Annotated in this window: 16 protein-coding genes and 2 pseudogenes; 5 read left to right on the forward strand and 13 right to left on the reverse strand. The window is 68.8% G+C overall.

Features of this window, described 5'->3' with window-relative positions:
• The 3 genes from AC3IFE_RS04675 to AC3IFE_RS04685 all read right to left on the reverse strand — a co-directional run.
• Positions 1–560: glutamate--cysteine ligase (locus AC3IFE_RS04675; RefSeq protein ID WP_489189740.1), on the reverse strand; the 560-nt coding region annotated here is incomplete at its 3' end.
• Between the two features lie 242 nt (positions 561–802).
• Entirely contained in the window at positions 803–2,320 is a 1,518-nt protein-coding gene (locus tag AC3IFE_RS04680) for an ammonium transporter (protein ID WP_489189741.1), read from the reverse strand.
• A 39-nt stretch (positions 2,321–2,359) separates the two neighbouring features.
• Complete coding sequence (locus AC3IFE_RS04685; RefSeq protein WP_006398175.1) at positions 2,360–2,698, reverse strand: P-II family nitrogen regulator; 339 nt, start codon at positions 2,696–2,698, stop codon at positions 2,360–2,362.
• Between the two features lie 355 nt (positions 2,699–3,053).
• Between AC3IFE_RS04685 and AC3IFE_RS04690 the strand changes: the two genes are divergently transcribed.
• Positions 3,054–3,305, forward strand: a complete 252-nt coding sequence (locus AC3IFE_RS04690) for an accessory factor UbiK family protein (protein ID WP_006489451.1) — start codon at positions 3,054–3,056, stop codon at positions 3,303–3,305.
• Between the two features lie 253 nt (positions 3,306–3,558).
• Positions 3,559–5,163, forward strand: coding sequence for a YifB family Mg chelatase-like AAA ATPase (locus tag AC3IFE_RS04695; protein ID WP_489189742.1), 1,605 nt, complete (start codon positions 3,559–3,561; stop codon positions 5,161–5,163).
• A gap of 333 nt (positions 5,164–5,496) precedes the next feature.
• Here the strand turns inward: AC3IFE_RS04695 and AC3IFE_RS04700 are convergent, their stop codons facing one another.
• Positions 5,497–6,069, reverse strand: a complete 573-nt coding sequence (locus AC3IFE_RS04700) for a hypothetical protein (RefSeq protein ID WP_489189743.1) — start codon at positions 6,067–6,069, stop codon at positions 5,497–5,499.
• A 156-nt stretch (positions 6,070–6,225) separates the two neighbouring features.
• Here AC3IFE_RS04700 and AC3IFE_RS04705 point away from each other — a divergent pair, with 156 nt between their 5' ends.
• Entirely contained in the window at positions 6,226–6,762 is a 537-nt protein-coding gene (locus tag AC3IFE_RS04705) for a peroxiredoxin family protein (protein ID WP_069620227.1), read from the forward strand.
• Positions 6,763–6,841: 79 nt separating this feature from the next.
• Here the strand turns inward: AC3IFE_RS04705 and AC3IFE_RS04710 are convergent, their stop codons facing one another.
• The 9 genes and pseudogenes from AC3IFE_RS04710 to AC3IFE_RS04750 all read right to left on the reverse strand — a co-directional run bounded on the left by AC3IFE_RS04710 (position 6,842) and on the right by AC3IFE_RS04750 (position 17,253).
• Complete coding sequence (locus AC3IFE_RS04710) at positions 6,842–8,194, reverse strand: sigma-54-dependent transcriptional regulator (protein WP_089468540.1); 1,353 nt, start codon at positions 8,192–8,194, stop codon at positions 6,842–6,844.
• A gap of 98 nt (positions 8,195–8,292) precedes the next feature.
• Positions 8,293–10,302, reverse strand: a complete 2,010-nt coding sequence (locus tag AC3IFE_RS04715; RefSeq protein ID WP_301739669.1) for a sensor histidine kinase — start codon at positions 10,300–10,302, stop codon at positions 8,293–8,295.
• A gap of 4 nt (positions 10,303–10,306) precedes the next feature.
• The gene (locus AC3IFE_RS04720; RefSeq protein ID WP_089468542.1) at positions 10,307–11,599 is read right to left on the reverse strand and encodes a dicarboxylate/amino acid:cation symporter; all 1,293 of its coding nucleotides are present in this window, start codon (positions 11,597–11,599) and stop codon (positions 10,307–10,309) included.
• 353 nt (positions 11,600–11,952) lie between these two features.
• Positions 11,953–12,162 (reverse strand): annotated as a pseudogene (gene actP, locus AC3IFE_RS04725) (cation acetate symporter); the annotation flags it as partial.
• 21 nt (positions 12,163–12,183) lie between these two features.
• Positions 12,184–12,369: a DUF485 domain-containing protein gene (locus AC3IFE_RS04730; RefSeq protein WP_489189744.1), complete on the reverse strand. Its 186-nt coding sequence runs from the start codon at positions 12,367–12,369 to the stop codon at positions 12,184–12,186.
• Positions 12,357–12,677: pseudogene (locus tag AC3IFE_RS04735) on the reverse strand (CoA transferase); the annotation flags it as partial. The gene AC3IFE_RS04730 and the pseudogene AC3IFE_RS04735, both read right to left, overlap by 13 nt.
• A 31-nt stretch (positions 12,678–12,708) precedes the next feature.
• Positions 12,709–13,866, reverse strand: coding sequence for an acyl-CoA dehydrogenase family protein (locus AC3IFE_RS04740; RefSeq protein WP_489189745.1), 1,158 nt, complete (start codon positions 13,864–13,866; stop codon positions 12,709–12,711).
• 13 nt (positions 13,867–13,879) lie between these two features.
• Complete coding sequence (locus AC3IFE_RS04745) at positions 13,880–15,088, reverse strand: acyl-CoA dehydrogenase family protein (protein ID WP_489189746.1); 1,209 nt, start codon at positions 15,086–15,088, stop codon at positions 13,880–13,882.
• Between the two features lie 29 nt (positions 15,089–15,117).
• A complete protein-coding gene (locus tag AC3IFE_RS04750) occupies positions 15,118–17,253 on the reverse strand; it encodes a 3-hydroxyacyl-CoA dehydrogenase NAD-binding domain-containing protein (protein ID WP_489189747.1) in 2,136 nt (711 codons plus the stop codon).
• A 238-nt stretch (positions 17,254–17,491) separates the two neighbouring features.
• On the opposite strand from AC3IFE_RS04750, the gene AC3IFE_RS04755 reads away from it, so the two are divergent.
• Positions 17,492–18,448 (forward strand): LysR family transcriptional regulator, encoded by a 957-nt coding sequence (locus AC3IFE_RS04755; RefSeq protein ID WP_489189748.1) that lies wholly within the window; start codon positions 17,492–17,494, stop codon positions 18,446–18,448.
• Between the two features lie 101 nt (positions 18,449–18,549).
• Positions 18,550–20,424 (forward strand): gamma-glutamyltransferase, encoded by a 1,875-nt coding sequence (gene ggt, locus AC3IFE_RS04760; RefSeq protein WP_489189749.1) that lies wholly within the window; start codon positions 18,550–18,552, stop codon positions 20,422–20,424.
• Positions 20,425–20,559: the final 135 nt, after the last annotated feature.

Below are 20,559 nucleotides of genomic sequence, written 5' to 3' on the forward strand. Positions count from 1 at the left end.
TCCAGCACGGCCGGGATGCCGGCCGACAGGTCGTTGTTCAGCAGGATCGAGCACGGGTCGAAATTCTTCAGGCCAAGGCGGCGCTGCGAACGCTCGAGCGGCTCCAGCACGATCTTCTGGCCGTCGGCCAGCGTGATCGGCGTCATGTCGGTGATGCTGGGGTCGAGCGAGCCGAAGCGCACGTTCAGGCCGGCCTGGCGCATGATCGTCGCGAGCCGCGCGACGTTTTCCAGGTAGAACGCGTTGCGGGTCGGCAGCTCGGGAATCACGAGCAGATTCTTCGCGTCCGGGCAGATCTTCTCGATCGCGGCCATCGCGGCCTGGACGGCGAGCGGCAGCACTTCGGACGGCAGATTGTTGAACGCGCCGGGAAACAGGTTCGCGTCGACGGGCGCCAGCTTGAAGCCGGCATTGCGCAGGTCCACCGAACAATAGAACGGCGGGGTGTGTTCCTGCCATTCGAGCCTGAACCAGCGTTCGATCGCAGGCGTCGCGTCGAGGATCTTCTGCTCGAGTTCGAGCAGCGGACCGTTCAACGCGGTAACGAGGTGGGGAACCATGAATCACTCGCGAGCGGGAGAATGAAGATTGTAGAGCAATTGCCTTGCCCATTTGGGGATTGTTCCCGGCTTCACAAGGATAGGGAGGGAGTTTTCGGCTATTGACCCGATAGAGTGAAGGGTTATCCGCTACGGCAGGAGGCGACAGGAGAAAAAAAGCCCGCCGGGTAGGCGGGCCGAAGTCGCTGCGCTCATTCGGGGCGGCGCCGTCTGCGCGGCGGCCCGCCGTTGATTCGTGTGACTTATTCCACGTGCTCGCCGTGCAGGATCACGTCGAGGCCTTCGCGCTCTTCCTCTTCGGTCACGCGCAGGCCGATCGTCAGGTCGATCAGCTTCAGCAGCACGAAGCTCAGCACGCCGCTGTAGACCAGCGTGATCAGCACGCCCTTCGCCTGCAGCAGCAGGCTGCCGTCGAAGCCGCCAATGTCCTTGACCGCGAACACGCCGGTCAGCAGCGCGCCGAGAATCCCGCCGATGCCGTGCACGCCGAATGCGTCGAGCGAATCGTCGTAGCCGAGCTTCGACTTGAGCCAGGTCGCCGACCAGAAGCACACGACGCCCGCCGCGATACCGATCACGAGCGCGCCCGCCACGCCGACGAAACCGGCTGCCGGCGTGATCGCCACGAGACCCGCGACCGCGCCCGACACGATACCGAGCACCGACGGCTTGCCCTTCGCGATCCACTCGGCAAACATCCAGCCGAGCGCCGCGCAGGCGGTGGCGACTTGCGTCGTCAGCATCGCGAAGCCGGCGCGGCCGTCGGCCGCGACCGCGGAGCCCGCGTTGAAGCCGAACCAGCCGACCCACAGCATCGAGCCGCCGATCATCGTCAGCACCAGGTTGTGCGGCGCCATCGATTCACGGCCGTAGCCGACGCGCTTGCCGAGCACCAGGCACGACACGAGGCCCGCGATACCGGCGTTGATGTGCACCACCGTGCCGCCCGCGAAGTCGAGCACGCCGTCGGCCGACAGCCAGCCGGTCGGCTCCCACACCATGTGCGCGATCGGCACATAGACGATCAGCGACCAGAGCGTCATGAACACGAGCATCGCCGAGAACTTCATCCGGTCGGCGAACGCGCCGCAGATCAGCGCCGGCGTGATGATCGCGAACGTCATCTGGTAGACGAAGTAGACCGATTCCGGAATCGTCGTCGCGAGGTGGCTGACCGTCAGCGTGGTCGCCTTGTCGCCCTTGATGTAGTTCATGCCGTGCAGGAACACGCGCGACAGGCCGCCGATGAAGCCGTTGCCCGGCGTGAACGCGAGGCTGTAGCCGACCACCGTCCACAGCACCGTGATCACGGCGGTGATCGCGAAGCTCTGCATCACGGTGGCGAGCACGTTCTTCTTGCGGACCATGCCCGCGTAGAACAGCGCGAGGCCGGGGATCGTCATGAACAGCACGAGCGCGGTGGACGTCAGCATCCATGCGGTGTCGCCCGCGCTGATCTTCGACGAATCGACCGAGAACGGTGCGGCGGGCGCAGCCGGGGCGGCCGGCGCGGATGCGGCGGCGGCAGCCGATGCGTCGGCCGTGCCCGATGCCGGTGCGGCAGCGGCGGATGCGTCGGCGGCCGGCGCCGAAGCGGCCGGAGCTGCGGCAGCCGATGCGTCGGAAGCCGTGGCGGCGGGCGCGGATGCGGCCGCGGTGGAACCAGCCGCGGCGGACGCCGCGTCGTCCGCGAGCGCGGAACCGACGCCGGCCGCGATCAGCGAGCCGGCCATCAGCAGGGACATCAGAAGTTTGCGCATCTTGGGTTTCCTCTTGTCGCTTGTCTTTAGTCTGTTCTGTTACAGCGCGTCCGCGCCCGTCTCCCCGGTGCGAATCCGGATCACTTGTTCGATCGGCGTGACGAAGATCTTGCCGTCGCCGATCTTCCCCGTGCGCGCGGCCCGCTCGATCGCTTCCACCGCCTGGTCGACGAGATCGTCGGACACGGCCGCCTCGATCTTCATCTTCGGCAGGAAATCGACCACGTATTCGGCGCCGCGGTACAGCTCGGTATGCCCCTTCTGGCGCCCGAACCCTTTCACCTCCGTCACCGTGATGCCGGAGACGCCAAGCGCCGACAGCGCCTCGCGCGTCTCATCGAGCTTGAACGGCTTGATGATTGCGGTAATGAGTTTCATGAAGTCCTCTCGCTGGGTTGTCCCGTCGAATTGGTTGGAATGTTGTAACGGACTCTTCTCAGCAACTCGCATGCCATGTTGGCCCGAACACCGTCTCGGAGGGCTTCGGAACGGGGTCGTATCCCGCGGTGTAAGGCGCCAAAGCCCGGCCGAATGGCCAACGTCGGCCGGTTTGCTGGCGCGGCGAAAGGATCGTTGCTAGAGTGCACGCACGTCCCGGATCGCCGGGCCATTCACCCATGCGGGCGCCATGCCCGGAATTCGCGCCCCGCGCGCACCATTTCCGGTCATGCGTGCATCATGGGCACGTACGCAACTGAAGATGCACATTTTTTGTGCAAGGAAGGGGAATCACATGAAGCAACCCAGCGACGTTTTCAACGATCTGCAGTCGCGCGTCAGCGATTTGCTGAAAAACTCGCCGGCCAAGGACGTCGAGCGCAACGTGAAGGCCATGCTGTCGCAAGGCTTCTCGAAGCTCGACCTCGTCACGCGCGAGGAATTCGACACTCAGGCGCAGGTGCTCGCCCGCACCCGCGTGCGCCTCGAGGAACTCGAAAAGCGCGTCGCGGAACTCGAGCAGAAGCTCGCCGCGCCGCAGGCCTGACGCCCCACCCGGCCGCAAGGTCCGGGCGCGGGCCGCCTCGTGCGGCTCGCGCCCGCCACCTTCCTCCGCGCTTCGGCGTCCGTCGTTCTTCGCAGCACCTCCGCTCTTCGCAGCCCATCGCTCTTCGCTGTTCGTCGTTCGCAACACCTCGTTCTTTCCCCGCGCCACGCCGGCAAGCGCGCACCGATTTCTCCGATTCCCGCGGCATGCGGCCCCGAACGGCCGTCGCCGCCTGTCATGCAGGAGCCTCGCCATGTCGCTCGCCGTGGTGCGCAGTCGCGCGCCCGCCTCCGGCCGCGCGCCGGACGTCACCGTCGAAGTCCATCTCGCCAACGGGTTGCCGTCGTTCTCGATCGTCGGGCTGCCCGATCTCGAAGTCCGCGAAAGCCGCGAGCGCGTACGCGCCGCGTTGCAGAACTGCGGATTCGAATTCCCGGTGCGCCGCATCACCGTCAATCTCGCGCCGGCCGACCTGCCGAAGGAATCCGGCCGCTTCGACCTGCCGATCGCGCTCGGCATCCTCGCCGCGAACGGCCAGATCCCGGCCGACGCGCTGGCCGGCCGCGAATTCGCCGGTGAGCTATCGCTGACCGGCGCGCTGCGGCCGATGCGCGGCGCGTTCGCGATGGCGTGCGGCGCCGCGCGGGACTGGCGGGCGGGCGCATCCGGCGCGGGCCTTGCTGGCGGCGCGGGCCTGGATGCCGGCGCCTCGCGCGATTCCGTCGCGACATCGCGTCCGCCCGAGCTGTACCTGCCGCTCGACAGCGCCGCCGAGGCCGCACTCGTGCCGGGCGTGACCGTATTCGGTGCGCGAGACCTGCCCGCGCTATGTGCGCACCTCGCCGATGCGCCCGACGGACGGCTCTCACCGGTCGCGGCGCCCTGCCTCGACGGCCTGCCGGCGCCCGCGGCGCCCGACCTCGCGGACGTCGTCGGCCAGCGCGGTGCGCGGCGCGCGCTGGAAGTCGCGGCCGCGGGCGGCCACCACATGCTGATGGTCGGCCCGCCCGGGGCCGGCAAGTCGATGCTGGCCGCGCGCCTAGCCGGCCTCCTGCCGCCGCTGACCGACGACGAGGCGCTGACCTCGGCCGCGCTGCTGTCCGCGAGCCGGCTCGGCTTCTCGCCCGCGCAGTGGCGCCGCCGTCCGTTCCGCTCACCGCATCACTCGTCGAGCGCCGCCGCGCTGGTGGGCGGCCGCAATCCGCCGCAGCCGGGCGAAATCACACTCGCGCACCTCGGCGTGCTGTTTCTCGACGAACTGCCGGAATTCGACCGGCACGTGTTGGAAATGCTGCGCGAGCCGCTCGAAGCCGGCCGCATCACGATCTCGCGCGCGGCCCAGCAGGCCGACTTCCCCGCCGCGTGCCAGTTGATCGCCGCGATGAATCCGTGCCCGTGCGGCTGGCACGGCGATCCGTCCGGGCGCTGCCGCTGCTCCCCGGACGTGGCCGCCCGCTATCTGCGCAAGCTGTCGGGGCCGCTGCTCGACCGCATCGATATCCAGATCGACCTGCCCGCGCTGTCGCCGGCCGAACTCGCGTCGCGCGCGACGGCGCCCGGCGAGCCGAGCGCCGTGGTGGCCGCCCGCGTCGCGCACGCGCGGGCGCTGCAGCTCGAGCGGCAGGGCAAGACGAATCACATGCTGAGCGGCCGCGAAACCGACGACCTGTGCCGGCCGACCGACGAAGGCGAGCGGTTGCTCCGCGAGGCCGGCGAACGCTTCGGCTGGTCGGCGCGCGCGTATTTCCGCGTGCTGAAGGTCGCGCGGACGATCGCCGATCTGGCCGGCGACCCGCTGCCGACGGCCGCGCAGATCGCCGAGGCGATCCGCTACCGGCGTGCGCTGACGGCGCTATGAGCGCTTGAGGAGGACAAAATCAGGCTGTCAAGACTTGACTTATACACAATTCCACTAATCCGGCCCCGGATCGCGGGTCGCGGCGGCCTTTGCCGGACCGAATTCGTATCCCGTTGTTTTAATTGATTTTTCTCAAACGGCGCACGGGCGGCCAAACGAGCCGGAAGGCCGTCCGGCGTGGCTGTGCGGGAAATACGCGGGACTTTTCAACAAAGTTATCCACATGCGCTGTGGATAGTCGAAAAACCCTCGCAAAATCCGGCGATTAGCATCGAAAGCTGCGAATGAACTTTCAGTTGTCACTGCGTGTCTGAGCGCCCTCGCCAGCCGCCGTCAATCGAGTTTGAACGAGCCGAAAAACTGATCGAGCTGCTCCTGCGCGAGCGGCCCGTCGGCGATCACGACGGCCTGGTATGCGTGCCGGCCGCGCGCGACGAGCCGCGCGACGATCGTCTTGCGCGCGCGATCGCCGCCGGCGGCCGCGCCCGCGATGCGCAGCTCGAGCCCGTTCACCGCGCCGCCGGCGGCGAGCGGCACGGGCACCGACGCCGTCTGCGGCGTGCCTTCGAGGTTGCGCGACAGCCCCGCGCGCAGGAATTCGAGCGCCGCGCGCCGCGTATCGTCGCGATCGTCGGGCAACGTCAGCGTGCCGACCGCGAATACCGCGCCGTCGACGTGCGCGGCCTGCATCCGCATCGGCATCGACGTACCGCCGAATGCCACCGGCTGCTCCTCGACGGTCGGCTTCGCCGGCAGGTCGATCGTGTAGCCGGCGTCGTTGTGCAGGGTGCGCCAGTCGTACGACGGCGAGCACGCGGCCAGCACGACGCTCAGGCAGGCCAGCGCGGCGAAGTGTCGCAGCGGGCGAAAAAGGGGGCGCAACGAATCGGTAACTTCCTTCGGCATGGCGGGGATCGAAGCAGGCAAAACGGGCATTATCCGCCGAACCTGAAATCGGGATGTGCGGCCGCCGCCGGTGCACACGCCGCATTCGCGCTAAAATGAGCGCCGAATTTCGACCTCCTTTGCATCGATCCGCGTCATCGACTCCGAGAGCACCAGATGAACACCACGCCTCCCGCCCGCCGCAGTACCGGCCCCGTGCGCTACCTCGTCGCGGCCGCCGTCGTCGCGGCGATCGCCGTCGCCGGCTTCTTCGCGTTCAACGGCAAGTCCAGCGTGCCGGACGCAACCTTCACGCTGCTGTCGGGCCAGAAGGTCTCGACCGCCGGCGACCTGAAGGGCAAGGTCTATCTGGTGAACTTCTGGGCGACGAGCTGCGCGACCTGCATGCAAGAAATGCCGCAGATGGTCGATACCTATAATCGCTTCAAGGGTCAGGGGCTGGAATTCGTCGCGGTCGCGATGAACTACGATCCGCCGATGTACGTCGCGAACTACGCGCAGACGCGCCAGTTGCCGTTCAAGGTCGCACTCGACGACGGCAGCGTCGCGAAGCAGTTCGGCAACGTGCAGCTCACGCCGACGACCTTCGTCGTCGACAAGGACGGCAAGATCCTGAAGCGCTACGTCGGCGCGCCGCAGTTCGCGGAACTCGACGCGCTGCTCAAGAAGGCGCTCGACGGCAACGCGGCCTGAGCGCCGCACGACAGGACTCGCAGGGCCGCACGCCGCGCCCCGCTCCGCGAAACGGACCGCACTGCGGTCCGTTTGCTTTTCAGCGCTCGGTTTCGCCTTTCGCCGACAGCCCGTAGCGCTTCATCTTCTCGTACAGCGTCGCCTTGCCGACATGCAGCCGGTCGGCCGTCGCGGCGACCGCGCCGCCCGTCTGGTTCAGCGCCTCGGCGATCACCGCGCGCTCGAACTGCTCGATGCGCTCCTTCAGCGTCTGGTCGTTGTCGGCGTCGTCGCCCGCGCCCGATTCCTGCGGCATGTCGGCCACGCCGAGCACGAAGCGGTCGGCCGCGTTGCGCAGCTCGCGCACGTTGCCCGGCCAGTCGCGCTGCATCAGGCTCGCGCGCTGCCGGTCGGTCAGCACCGGCGCGGGCCGCTCGTAGCGCACGGCAGCATCGAGCATGAAGTGTTCGAACAGCGGCACGATGTCCTCGCGGCGCTCGGCGAGCGGCGGCAGCGCGATCGTCACGACATTGAGCCGGTACAGCAGGTCGCGCCGGAACGTGCCGGCCGCGACGAGCTCGCTCATGTCGCCCTTCGCCGCCGCGACCACGCGGCAGTTCACGCGGATCGGCTGGTTCGAGCCGAGCCGCTCGAGCACGCCGTCCTGCAGCACGCGCAAGAGCTTCACCTGCAGCGCGAGCGGCATGCTTTCGATTTCGTCGAGGAACAGCGTGCCGCCGGACGCGTATTCGAGCTTGCCGACGCGCCGCTTCGCGGCGCCGGTGAACGCACCGGGCTCGTAGCCGAACATCTCCGACTCGAACATCGGCTCGGGCAGCGCGCCGCAATTGACCGCGATGAACGGCTTGTCGCGGCGCGGCGACAGCTCGTGCAGGCTGCGCGCGATCAGCTCCTTGCCGGCGCCCGTGTCGCCGTTGATCAGCACCGACGCGTCGGTCGGCGCGACGTTCGCGATCAGCTTGCGCACCTGCTCGATCGCGGGGCTGCGGCCGATGATGCGCGGCGCGACGACGTTCTGCCCGGCCAGCTCGCGCCGCAGCGCGTGGTTCTCGAGCACGAGCTCGCGGCGCTCGAGCGCGCGGCGCACCGTCTCGATCAGGCGCTCGGCCGCGAACGGCTTTTCGATGAAGTCGTACGCGCCGTCGCGCATCGCCTGCACGGCCATCGAGATGTCGCCGTGCCCGGTGACGAGGATCACCGGCACGTCGGGCACGCGCTCGCGGCACTGCGCGAGCACGTCGAGCCCGCTCGCGCCGGGCAGCCGGATGTCGCTGACGATCGCGCCGGCGGTATCCGCGACGATCGCCTTCTCGGCCGCTTCGGCCGACTCGAAGCCGGCAACGTCGAAGCCCGCCAGTTGCAGGCTCTGCACGCTCGCCCGGCGCACGAGCGCATCGTCCTCGATATAGATCACTTGCAGCCGGTTGGCCATCTTGGTCACTTGCTCCTGACAGGCCGCGCGGCGGGCGCGCGGCGCTCGTTGATGCCGGTCGTTCGCCGACCGGGCCTGCGGCCTACGGCCTGCTCACGCTAATGCGAGCCCGCCGGCTCGGACACGGAGTCCGGATGATGCGTGCGGGCGCGCCGCAGCGTCAAGACGAACAGCGCGCCGCCCGACGGGGCGTTGCGTGCGGTCAGCGCGCCGCCCGCGTCGCTCGCGATCGACGACGAGATCGCGAGGCCGAGCCCGAGCCCGCGCCCCATTTCCTTGGTCGTGAAGAACGGCTCGAACAGGCGCGGCAGCAAATCGGGTGCAATGCCGGAGCCGTTGTCGCGCACCTCGACCGCGAGCGTCGCGACCGACACCGCGATCGTCACCTCGATCGCCGGCGCCGCGACGCCGGCCACCGCGTCGAGCGCGTTGCCGAGCAGGTTGATCAGCACCTGTTCGAGGCGCAGGTCCTCGCAGCGCGCGACGAGTTCCGGATAGTCTCGTGCCAGATCGAGCGGCGCGTCCTGGGCGGGCGAGACGGTCGCGTCCTGCAGCGTCAGCGTGAGCGCGACGCCGCGCAGGCGTTCGTCGAGCAGCGACAGTACGCTGCGCAGCGCACGCACGACGAGCGCCTGCTCGTTGCGCGGCTTCGCGCGGCCGACGAACAGCTTCAGCTGGTTCGTGATCTTGCCCATCCGCTCGGTGAGCGCGGCGATCGCCTCGAGATTCTCGCGCGCGGCCGCCTGCTCGCCGCGATCGAGCAGCACGCGCGTGTTGTCCGAGAAGCTGCGCAGCGCCGCGAGCGGCTGGTTCAGTTCATGCGTGATGCCGGCCGCCATCTGGCCGAGCGCGGCGAGCTTGCTCGCCTGGATCAGTTCGTCGTGCGCGGCGCGCAGCTCCTGCTCCGCGCGGATCCGGTCGCCGACTTCCTTCTGCAACTGCTCGTTCGCTTCAGACAAATCGGCCGTCCGCTCCTCGACGCGCCGGTTCAGCTCCGCATATGCCTGCTGGAGCAGCGCGCGGCCGCGGATCATCTCGCGCACGCGGGCGCGGCGCATCCGCCAGTAGAACGCGAGCAGCGCGACCGACACGAAGCCGAAGCCGGTGACGATCGTCGCGTTGCGCGCATCGGCATCGATCGGCGCGATCGGCGCGAGCGTGACGAGCAGCCAGTCGGGCTCGCCGATCCGGCGCTTGCTGGCGAGGAAGCGCGGCGCGCGCCGGCCGGCGCCCAGACGCACGATCTCCGCATCGGCGCCGAGCGTCTGCTCGACGCGCAGCGGCAGCGGCGTGACCGGTTGCTGCGCATACTGGCGCGTTTCGTAGATCGACGCGGCGACGGGCCCCGTGAGCGGGCGCAGCGTGTGGTATTTCCACGCGGGCACCGACGACAGGAACACGACGCCGTGATCGTCCGCGACGACGAGCGGCTCGGACGCATCGGCGCCCTGGAACCATTCGAGGTTGAGCTTCACGACCACGACGCCCGCGATCTTGCCGTCGCGCCACACGGGCTGCGAGATGTAGTAGCCGGGGTCGCGCGAGATCGTGCCGATCCCGAAGAAGCGGCCGACCCGGCCGTTCATCGCATCGAGGAAATACGGGCGGAAACGGTATTCGATCCCGACGAAGCTGTCGGGCGCGCGCCAGTTGCTGGCGGCGACGCACAGGCCGTCCGCGCCGATCACGTAGGTGACGGTCGCGTGCGCGTGTTCGTTGAGATCTTCGAGATAGCGGTTGACGCGGGCGGTGTAGTCGCCACGCTTCGGCTCGGCGAGCAGATCCTGCACGTACGGATGGCTGCCGAGCAGATAAGGCAGCGATTCGTAGCGGTCGAGCGTGCTCTTGAGCGCGTTGGTGGTGCGATCGACGCGCACCGCGGCATTGCGCTGCAACTCGGCGACGCCGCGCTGCCAGGTGACCGTCCACGTGAGCGCGCACGCCGCGACGAGCGCGGCGGCGAGCACGACGAGGATGAGCAGGCGGCGCGTCACGGTCGAGGCTTCCTGGCGATGCGGATCGCCTATTGTGTCATAGGCCTGCGCATCGATACCCCGGCCGCCGCGGGCCGCACGGCCGGCGAGCCGTGCCGCCGCCTGCTCGTTCATCGCGTCAGACGCCGGCCGTCGTCTCGGTCGGCGCGACTTCGCTGCCGCCCTTCAGCGCCTGGCGCAGCTTGTTGCGGTCGAGCTCCTTCTCCCACGCCGACACGACGACGGTCGCCACGCCGTTGCCGACGATGTTGGTCAGCGCACGGCATTCGCTCATGAAGCGGTCGATGCCGAGGATCAGCACCATGCCCGACAGCGGGATCGTCGGCACGACGGCCAGCGTCGCGGCCAGCGTGATGAAGCCCGCGCCCGTCACCCCGCTCGCGCCCTTCGACGTGAGCATCGCGACGGCCAGCAGCGTCAGCTGCTGCATCCACGTCAGCTCGATGTTGGTCGCCTGCGCGATGAACAGCACGGCCATCGTCATGTAGATGTTGGTGCCGTCGAGGTTGAACGAATAGCCGGTCGGCACGACGAGGCCGACGACCGAACGCGAGCAGCCGGCCTTCTCGAGCTTTTCCATCAGCTGCGGCAGCGCGGCTTCCGACGAGCTCGTGCCGAGCACGATCAGCATTTCTTCCTTGATGTACGACACGAAGCGGATGATCGAGAAGCCCGTGGCGCGCGCGATCGCACCGAGCACGACCAGCACGAACACGACCGACGTCAGATAGAACGTGCCGATCAGCTTGAGCAGCGGCACCAGCGAACCGACGCCGTACTTGCCGATCGTGAACGCCATCGCGCCGAACGCGCCGATCGGGGCCAGCTTCGTGACGATGTGCACGATGCCGAACAGCACGCGCGTCAGCCCGTCGATGAAGTCGGTCACGACCTTGCCGCGCTCGCCGAGGTGCGCGAGCACGCTGCCGAACAGCAGCGCGATCAGCAGGATCTGCAGGATTTCACCCTGCGCGAACGCATCGACCATCGTGTTCGGGATGATGTGCATCAGGAAGTCGACCGTCGACTGCCCGTGCGCCTTCGCCGCGTACGACGCGACGGCCTTGCCGTCGAGCGTCGCCGGATCGATGTTGAAGCCGACGCCCGGACGCAGCAGGTGCGTGGCCGCGAGGCCGAGCAGCAGCGCGAAGGTCGACACGATCTCGAAGTACAGCAGCGCCTTGCCGCCGACGCGGCCGACCTTCTTCATGTCCTCCATGCCGGCGATGCCGGTGACGACCGTACAGAAGATGATCGGGCCGATCACCATCTTGATCAGCTTGATGAAGCCGTCGCCGAGCGGCTTCATGTCGGTGGCGATCGACGGGTAGAAGTGGCCGAGGATCACGCCGACGATGATGGCGAAAATCACCTGCACATAGAGCACTTTGTAGAAGGGTTTCTTCTTCACGATGGTTCCTGCTGAAGTGGATGAGCCGTGGAAACGGCGTCACGCGCGCAGGCGAATGTCTCAGGGGAGAAGGCATTCGCCCGCGCGGCTGCCGTGCCGCAACAAGCGATGCCTCAGGACATCCGGAGGGGGAGGAAGGCATTGGTCATCGGTTGTCTCCTTGGTTTAATAGTCAGGCCGGAGGCCGGCCATGCGCTTTATATTGCAAGGTCGATGCCAGGTTTCCGGAACCCCTCAAGCCATTGTTTTCATTGTATTTCCCATAATGCGGCAGGCAAGGAAATCCGGGATTCCGGATTTCCGGAAAATATCTGTCCGGCGATCCGGACGGACGCATTGTTTCATCGGATGAATCAGTGCTGCACGGCGCGGCTCGCCAGCACGCCCGTCTGCGCGTAGCACTCCTGCCGCGCGAACGCGTCGCGCTCGCGGCGTGCGCGCTCGCCGCGATCCGCGAGCGAGCCGACCACGATCCCGACGAACGCGAGCGGCACCGACACGAGCGCCGGGTTGTCGAGGAACACCGGCGCGCGTGCGTGGTGCAGCACGTCGACCCATACCGACGCACGATTCGCGCGCAGCATCTAGCACGCGGTCGGGCCGATCGCGACCAGGATGATCGCGACGCCCGCGGCGATCCCGACCGTCGTCGTCGCGCCGCGGTACAGCGGCGCGGCGAGCACGTGCGGCGCGAGCGCGACGAGCAGGACGAAGCCGTAGTACGTGGCGATCATCAACGCGGTGAGCGTGAAGCTGAAGCGCCGCCGCACTTGAAGTTGTGGAGCACCACGTCGGCCTGCGCGGCCAGCTCGCGCGCGATGCGCCGGCCGGCTTCCGTCTGCAGGTCGACGCAGATCGACCGCTTGCTGCGGTTCACGCTGTTGAAATAGGTGGTCTCGGTGTCGCCGATCCGCAGCCCCCAGTCGCGCGTATCGTCGCCGCGCGCCGGATGCTCGACCTTGATCACTTCCGCGCCGAAATCGGCGAGCACCATCGCGCACCACGGGCCTGCCAGCACGCGCGAGAAATCGAGCACCTTCACGCCGGCCAGCGGCAGCGCGCGCGTGTCGTTCGTCATCGTTGTCTCCTCCATGCGCGTTTGCGCGCCGTTATTGTGTCGACAGCGGTTTCGACAGCGCGATGTAGCGCGCGAGATGGTGATCCTCGTCGCCGAGTTGATGATCGATCATCACGAGACGCTTCGCGTAATGCGACAGCGGCAGCTCCCACGTCATCCCGATCCCGCCGTGCAGCTGGATGCTTTCTTCCGCGACGAGCGTGCCGATCCGGCCGATGGTGTATTTCGCCGCCGCGAGCGCGCGTTCGCGCACCGCGCGCGGCGCATCGAGCTGCGCGGCCGCGTTGATCACCGCCGAGCGCGCCTGCTCGACTTCGAGCAGCAGGTCGGCCATCCGGTGCTGCAGCGCCTGGAAGCTGCCGATCGGCAGCCCGAACTGCTTGCGCGTGCGCAGGTAGTCGAGCGTGTGCTCCTTCGCGACGTCCATCGCGCCGAGCGCTTCCGCCGACAGCGCGAGCAGCCCGTAGCCAAGCACGCGCTCGAGCAGTTCGGCGCCCGCCTCGCCGTCGTGCGCATCCGGCGCGCCGAGGGCGGCATCGGCCGGCAGCGCGACGCGCTCGAAGCGCACTTCGGCCGCGCGGCCGCCGTCGATCTTCCGGTAATCGCGCAGCGACACGCCCGGCGCATCGGCCGGCACGACGAACAGGCCGATGCCGGCCGCGTCGTCGTCGTTGCCCGACACGCGCGCGCTGACGACGAAGAACGCCGCCTGCGCGGCCTGGTCGACGACGCCCTTCGCGCCCGTCAGCACCCAGCCGTCGCCCGACCGTTCGGCGCGCGTGCGCACCGTCGTCAGTTCGTAGTGCGAGCCCGGTTCGTCGTGCGCGAAGGCGGCGCTCGCGCTGCCGTCGATCAGCGCGGCGAGCCGCTCGCGATGCGCATCGCCGCCGGCGAGCGCGAGCGCACGACCCGCGAGCAGCGCGCCGAGGAACGGTTCGACGACGAGCCCGCGCCCGAGGCATTCGAACACCACGGCGATGTCGAAGCCCGCGCCGCCGAAGCCGCCGTCGGCTTCGGCGAACAGCGCGCCAACCGTGCCGAGTTCGGCGAAGCGCCGCCACATCGCGCGGTCGAAGCCTTCGGCCGACTGCGCGATGCGGTCGCGCACCGGGAACGCGTACTGTTCGGCGATGAAGCGGTTCAACGTGTCCGCCAGCATCCGGCGGTCTTCTGTGTGCTGGAAATCCATCGTCGCGTCCCTCTTACAGCCCGAGCATCATCTTCGCGATGATGTTCTTCTGGATCTCGTTCGAGCCGCCGAAGATCGACAGCTTGCGGTTGTTGAAATACTGCTGCGCGGCGCTCGCGGCCTCTTCCGGGCCGACCGGCTCGCCGTCGTAATCGGCATCGAGTGCTTCCTCGACGAACGGCTGCGCGTACGGCCCCATCGCGCGCCGCATCAGCGCGGTGATCTCCTGGCGGATCTGCGTGCCGCGGATCTTCAACATCGAGCTTTCCGCGCCCGGCACGCCGCCGCCCGCGACCGCGGCCAGCACGCGCAGGTTGGTCGTGCGCATGTTTTCCAGCTCGATCTCGACGCGGGCAAGCCGCGCCGCGAAGAACGGATCGTCGGCCAGCGGCCGGCCGTGCTTCGTGACTTTCGCGGCGACCGCGCGCAACCGGTCGAGGGCCGCAGTCGAAAAGCCGATCCCCGCGATGTTGGTGCGCTCGTACGTGAGCAGGTATTTCGCGTAGGTCCAGCCGCGGTTCTCTTCGCCGACGAGGTTTTCCACCGGCACGCGCACGTCGGTGAAGAACACCTCGTTCACCTCGTGCTCGCCGTCGAGCGTGATGATCGGGCGAACCTCGACGCCCGGCGTGTTCATGTCGATCAGCAGGAAGCTGATGCCCTCCTGCTTGCGCACGTCGGTCGCGGTGCGCACGAGGCAGAAGATCATGTTCGCGTAGTGGCCGAGCGTGGTCCACGTCTTCTGGCCGTTCACGACGTAGTGATCGCCCTGCGCGTCCACACCTCGCACCGCGCTCGTCTTCACCGCCGCGAGATCGGAGCCGGCGCCCGGCTCCGAATAACCCTGGCACCACCAGTCGGTGCCGTCGAGGATGCGCGGCAGCCAGTGGCGCTTCTGCGCTTCGCTGCCGTACTTGATCAGCACGGGGCCGAGCATGTTCACGCCGAACGGCACGATGCGCGGCGCGCCGGCGAGCGCGCATTCGTTGTCGAACAGGAACTTCTGCGCGACGCTCCAGCCGGGGCCGCCGTATTCGCGCGGCCAGTGGCTCGCGAGCCAGCCGCGCGCATTCAGGATCGCGTGCCATTCGCGCATGTCGTCGCGCGTCAGGTGCAGGCCGCCCTTCACCTTGCGCGCGATGCGCTCGGGCAGTTCGGCTTGCAGGAAGCGCTGCACTTCGGTGCGAAACGCTTCCTCTTCGGGAGTGAAATCGAGGTCCATCGTGGGTCCGTGGCGAATGCGGTGGGTGTTCAGTCGATGCGGTTCAGGCTCCCGAAATCCGCGCCGCGCGCGACGAGATCGACGAGCAGCGGCGATGGCTTCCAGAACAGCGGATCTTCGTTCGCGAACGCGCGGATATCGGCGAGCACGTTCGCGAGGCCGACCGTGTCCGCGTAGTGCATCGGGCCCCCGCGATAACGCGGGAAGCCGTAGCCGTACAGGAACACCGCGTCGACGTCGAGCGGGCGCAGCGCGATCTTCTCGTGCACGACGTTCGCACCTTCGTTGATCATCGCGGCGAGGTAGCGGCGCAGGATTTCTTCATCGGTGAAGGTGCGCGGCGTGACGCCCTGCTTCGCGCGTTCTTCGGCGACGATCGCATCGACTTCCGGGTCGGGCGTGCCGACGCGCGCGCCGTCCGGATACAGGTAGTAGCCGCGGCCGGTCTTCTGCCCGAACCAGCCGCGCTCGCACAGCCGGTCCGAAATCTCCACGTAGCGCGCGTTCGGATCGCGCGTCGCCGCGCGGCGCTTGCGGGTCGCCCAGCCGATGTCGCCGCCCGCGAGGTCGACCACCTGGAACGGCCCCATCGGGAAGCCGAACGCGCGCACCGCGCGATCGATCTGGTACGGCGACGCGCCGTCCTCCATCAGGTAGTCGGCCGCCGTCCGATAGACGGCGAGGATCCGGTTGCCGATGAAGCCGTCGCACACGCCCGCACGCACCGGCGTCTTCTTCAGTTGCTTCGCCAGCGCGAACGCGGTCGCGACGACGTCCGGGCTCACGCGCTTCGGCACGACGATCTCGAGCAGCTTCATCACGTTGGCCGGCGAGAAGAAATGCAGGCCGATCACGTCGGCCGGCCGGTCGATGCTCGCGGCGAGTGCGTCGATGTCGAGATACGACGTATTGGTCGCGAGCACCGCGCCCGGCTTGCACACGCGCGCGAGTTCGGCGAACACGGCCTGCTTCACGGCCATGTCCTCGAACACGGCCTCGATCACGACGTCGGCCTGCGCGAGCGCGTCGTACGACGTGCTGCCCTTGAAGCGCGCGAGCCGCGCCGCGTGGGCGGCCGGCGTCATCCGGCCTTTCGCGACGAGGCCGTCGTACACCTTCTCGACGTGCGCGCGACCGCGCGCGAGCGACGCGTCGTCGCGCTCGATCATCGTCACCGGCAGCCCGGCGTCGAGCGCCGCGACCGCGATGCCTGCGCCCATCGTGCCGCCGCCGACCACGCCGATCCGCTCGACCGGCCGTGCGCTCGCACGCCGCGCCTCCGGCGCCTTCGCCGCCTCGCGTTCCGCGAAGAACGCATGCACGAGGCCCGCGCGCTGCGGGCTGTCGAGGCACTGCAGGAACAGGCTGCGTTCGAACTTCATCCCCGCGTCGAACGACTGCGTGAGCGCGGCCTCGACCGCGTCGACGATCTTCGCCGGCGAGAACAGCCCGCGCGATTTCTTCGGCAACTCCGCGCGCGCCGCGTCGATCGCGGCCTGCGCGGCCGCGCGGTCGGCCAGGCCCTGCGCGTCGCGCGTGCGGCGCACCGGCGCGCCGAGCGACACGAGTTCCTGCGCATACGCGAGCCCTTCGGCGAGCGTGTCGTCGCTGTGCGCGAGGCGATCGACGAGGCCGAGCGCGAGCGCTTCCTCGGCGCTCGCATGACGGCCCGTCAGCATCAGGTCGAGCGCGGCCTTCGCGCCGATCAGGCGCGGCGCGCGCTGCGTGCCGCCCGCGCCGGGCAGCAGGCCGAGCGTCACTTCGGGCAGCCCGAGTTTCGCGCCGGGCACCGCGAGCCGGTAATGCGCGGCCAGCGCGACCTCGAGGCCGCCGCCGAGCGTCGCGCCGTGCAGCGCGACCACGACCGGCTTGGTCCCCGATTCGATCCGTTCGCACACGTCGGGCAGCGACGGCGGCACGGGCGGCTTGCCGAATTCGCGGATGTCGGCGCCCGCGATGAAGTTGCGGCCGGCACCGACGATCAGCACCGCGCGAATCGCGTCGTCGGCCTGCGCGGCGTCGATCGCGTCGGCGAGGCCGCGCCGCACGTCGGCGGACAGCGCGTTGACGGGCGGATGGTCGATCGTGACGACGAGCACCTTGTCGCGCCGTTCGCGCGTGACGGTGCCGGCCGTGGGGCTGGCGGGGGAAGCGGTGGAATTCATCGTATCTCCAGTCGTGCGGTGCGCCGGGCGGCGGGAACCGGTCGGGCGGGCCGGCAGCGCCGGTGCGCGAGCCGGTTCGGGCGGCGCGGGAAACGGTCCGGCGTGGTTGCCGGGCATGACTCGATTCTCGATTGATCGAGATTCGTTGACAATTCCCGCACGCCTTTACAAGCTGTCAAGTCTGGCTTGACACTGAATGCTTTCCGACCGTAACGGGACGGATCAGGAGACAGCCCGCATGGACCTGAACGCGCTGACGCTGCTCGTCGAGATCCTCGACGCCGGCAATCTCAGCAAGGCCGCGCAGCGGCTCAAGATGAGCCGCGCGAACGTCAGCTACCGGTTGAACCAGCTCGAACGCTCGATCGGGCAGCAGCTCGTGCGGCGCACGACGCGGCGCATGGAGCCGACCGAGATCGGGCTGAAGCTGTACGAGCACGGCCGGCGCATCCGCAACGAGCTGCTCGCCGCGCAGGAATCGGTGACGACGCTCGGCCAGGACCTGCAGGGCCGCGTGCGCTTGTCGGTGCCGAGCGGCTACGGGCAGATGGTGATGTCCGACTGGCTGCTCGCGTTCAAGCGGCGGCATCCGGGCATCGTGCTCGACGTGGTGTTCGAGAATCGCGTGGAAGACCTGATGCGCGACGAAGTCGACATCGCGATCCGCGTGATGTCCGAGCCGCCGCAGAACCTCGTCGCGCGCGACATGGGCGCGGTGCGCTACGTCGCCTGCGCGTCGCCCGCGTTCGCGGCCGCGCACGGGATGCCGGCGAGCCTCGGCGCGCTGGCCGCCGCGCCGGTCGTCACCGCGACGGTGCTGGGGCGGCAGTTGCGAATCGCCGCGTATCTCGGCGACGAGCGCCACGAGGTGTTGCTCGAGCCGACGCTGATTTCGGAGAACTTCCTGTTCCTGCGCCAGGCGATCCTCGCGGGGATCGGCGTCGGCATCGTGCCCGACTACGTGATGCAGGACGACCTGCGGCACGGCGCCGTCGTCACGTCGCTCGATGCGTACCGGCTCAGCATCTTCGGCACCCACATGTACATGCTCTACATGCCGAACCGTCACCACACGCGCGCGACGTCGACGTTCATAGAGTTCATCCTCGAACAGGCGGGAAAGACCGGCCGGGGCGGGCCCGGCGGGGTGCGTCAGGGTTTCCTGTCGGATGACAAGCCGCCGGGCGCGCGGTGACAATAGCGCGCCGGGGCGGGCAGCGCCGTTGCGCCCGCGCCGACTTCAACCTCAACATCGACGCCGCCGTCTCCTTCGAATTCACTGCTGCCGAGGGTTCCATGTTCGACCGGATTCGTCCGCATTCGCGTCTCTGGACGCTGCTCGCCGCCGTCGCGTTCGTCGCGTTCAATGGCGGCTGCACGTCCCCGTCCTCGCCGTCGGGCGCCGTCGTCCCGGTCGCCGCCGCATCGGGCGCGGCCGTCCCGCTGCCGGGCGTTCACGCGCCCGAACTGTCGTCCGGCTGGACCGACAAGCCGGGCTGGACCTCGCAGCACTTCATGATCGCGGCCGCGAACCCGCTCGCGACGCAAGCCGGCTACGACATGCTGAAGGCCGGCGGCACCGCGATCGACGCGGCCATCGCGACGCAGATGGTGCTCACGCTCGTCGAGCCGCAATCGTCGGGCATCGGCGGCGGCGCGTTCATGCTGTACTTCGACGGCAAGACGACGCAGGCGTACGACGGCCGCGAGACCGCGCCGGCCGCCGCGACCGAGCGCCTCTTCTACGGGCCGACCGGCCAGCCGATGGGCTTCTACGAAGGCGTCGTCGGCGGCCGCTCGGTCGGCACGCCGGGCGTGCTGCGCATGCTCGAGGCCGCGCACCGCGCGCACGGCAAGCTGCCGTGGCGCCGGCTATTCCAGCCGGCCATCCGGCTCGCCGAGCGCGGCTTCACGATCAGCCCGCGCCTGGCGATGCTGATCGCGAACGACAAGTACCTGAGCAACGACCCGGCCGCCCGCGCGTACTTCTACAACGCCGACGGCACGCCGAAAGCCGCCGGCACGGTGCTGAAGAACCCGGCGCTCGCGACGGTGCTGTGCCAGGTCGCCGACCGCGGCGCGAACGCGTTCTACAGCGGCGCGATCGCGCGCGACATCGTGACGAAGGTGCGCAAGCACCCGACCAACCCGGGACTGCTGTCGCTGCAGGATCTCGCGCGCTACAAGGCGAAGGTGCGCGCGCCGCTGTGCGCCGACTACCGGCGCTCGGTCGTGTGCGGGATGCCGCCGCCGTCGTCGGGCGGCCTCGCGATCGCGCAGATGCTCGGCATCCTCGAAGCGATGCCCGACTGGCAGCAGATCGGCGCGCAGAAGCCGGTGCGCAACGAGGTTGGCTACGAGCCGACGCCGTTCGCCGCGCACCTGTTCAGCGAAGCCGGGCGCCTCGCGTACGCGGATCGCGCACGCTACGTGGCCGATCCCGATTTCGTGCCGTTGCCGGGCGGCAACTGGGCGAGCCTCACCGACAAGACCTATCTCGCGCAGCGCGCGCGGCTGATCGGCGACGCCAGCATGGGCGTCGCGCAGGCCGGCACGCCGCAGGGCGCGACGCTCGCACTGGCCGACGATCGCAGCCCCGAATGGCCGTCGACCTCCGACATCGCGATCGTCGATCGCTACGGGCAGGCGCTCTCGATGACGACCAGCATCGAGGATGCGTTCGGCTCGCGGCTGATGGTGCGCGGCTTCATGCTGAACAACCAGCTCACCGATTTCTCGTTCGTGTCGAACGACAACGGCCGGCCGGTCGCGAACCGCGTGCAGCCGGGCAAGCGGCCGCGCTCGGCGATGTCGCCGGAACTCGTGTTCGACCAGAAGACGAAGCAGGTGACGATGATCGTCGGCTCGGCCGGCGGCCCGGCGATCATCAACCACGTCGCGAAGACGCTGGTCGGCGTGCTCGACTGGGGGATGACGATGCAGCAGGCGATCGCGCTGCCGAACTTCGGGTCGATGAACGGGCCGACGCAGCTCGAACGCGGACGTGTGTCGGATGCGCTCGTCGATGGGCTGAAGGGCCGCGGGCACGACGTGCGGATCGTCGAGATGAACTCGGGGCTGCAGGGGATCCAGCGGCTGAACGTGCAAGGGCAGACGGTGTGGTTCGGCGGGGCGGACCCGCGGCGCGAAGGCGTGGCGATGGGGGAATGAGGGCGAACGACGTCCCTCCGTGGCGGTGTGCGCGAATCGGCGCGCACCGCCTTCCTGTCGTCTCTCCGTTCGCGCGCCGTCCGTGGCCGCGCGTTGCGTGAGCGCTCCGATCCCCCATCCCGGCATTCACGCCGC

The sequence above is a fragment of the Burkholderia sp. APQ4-4ca genome (assembly GCF_057837105.1).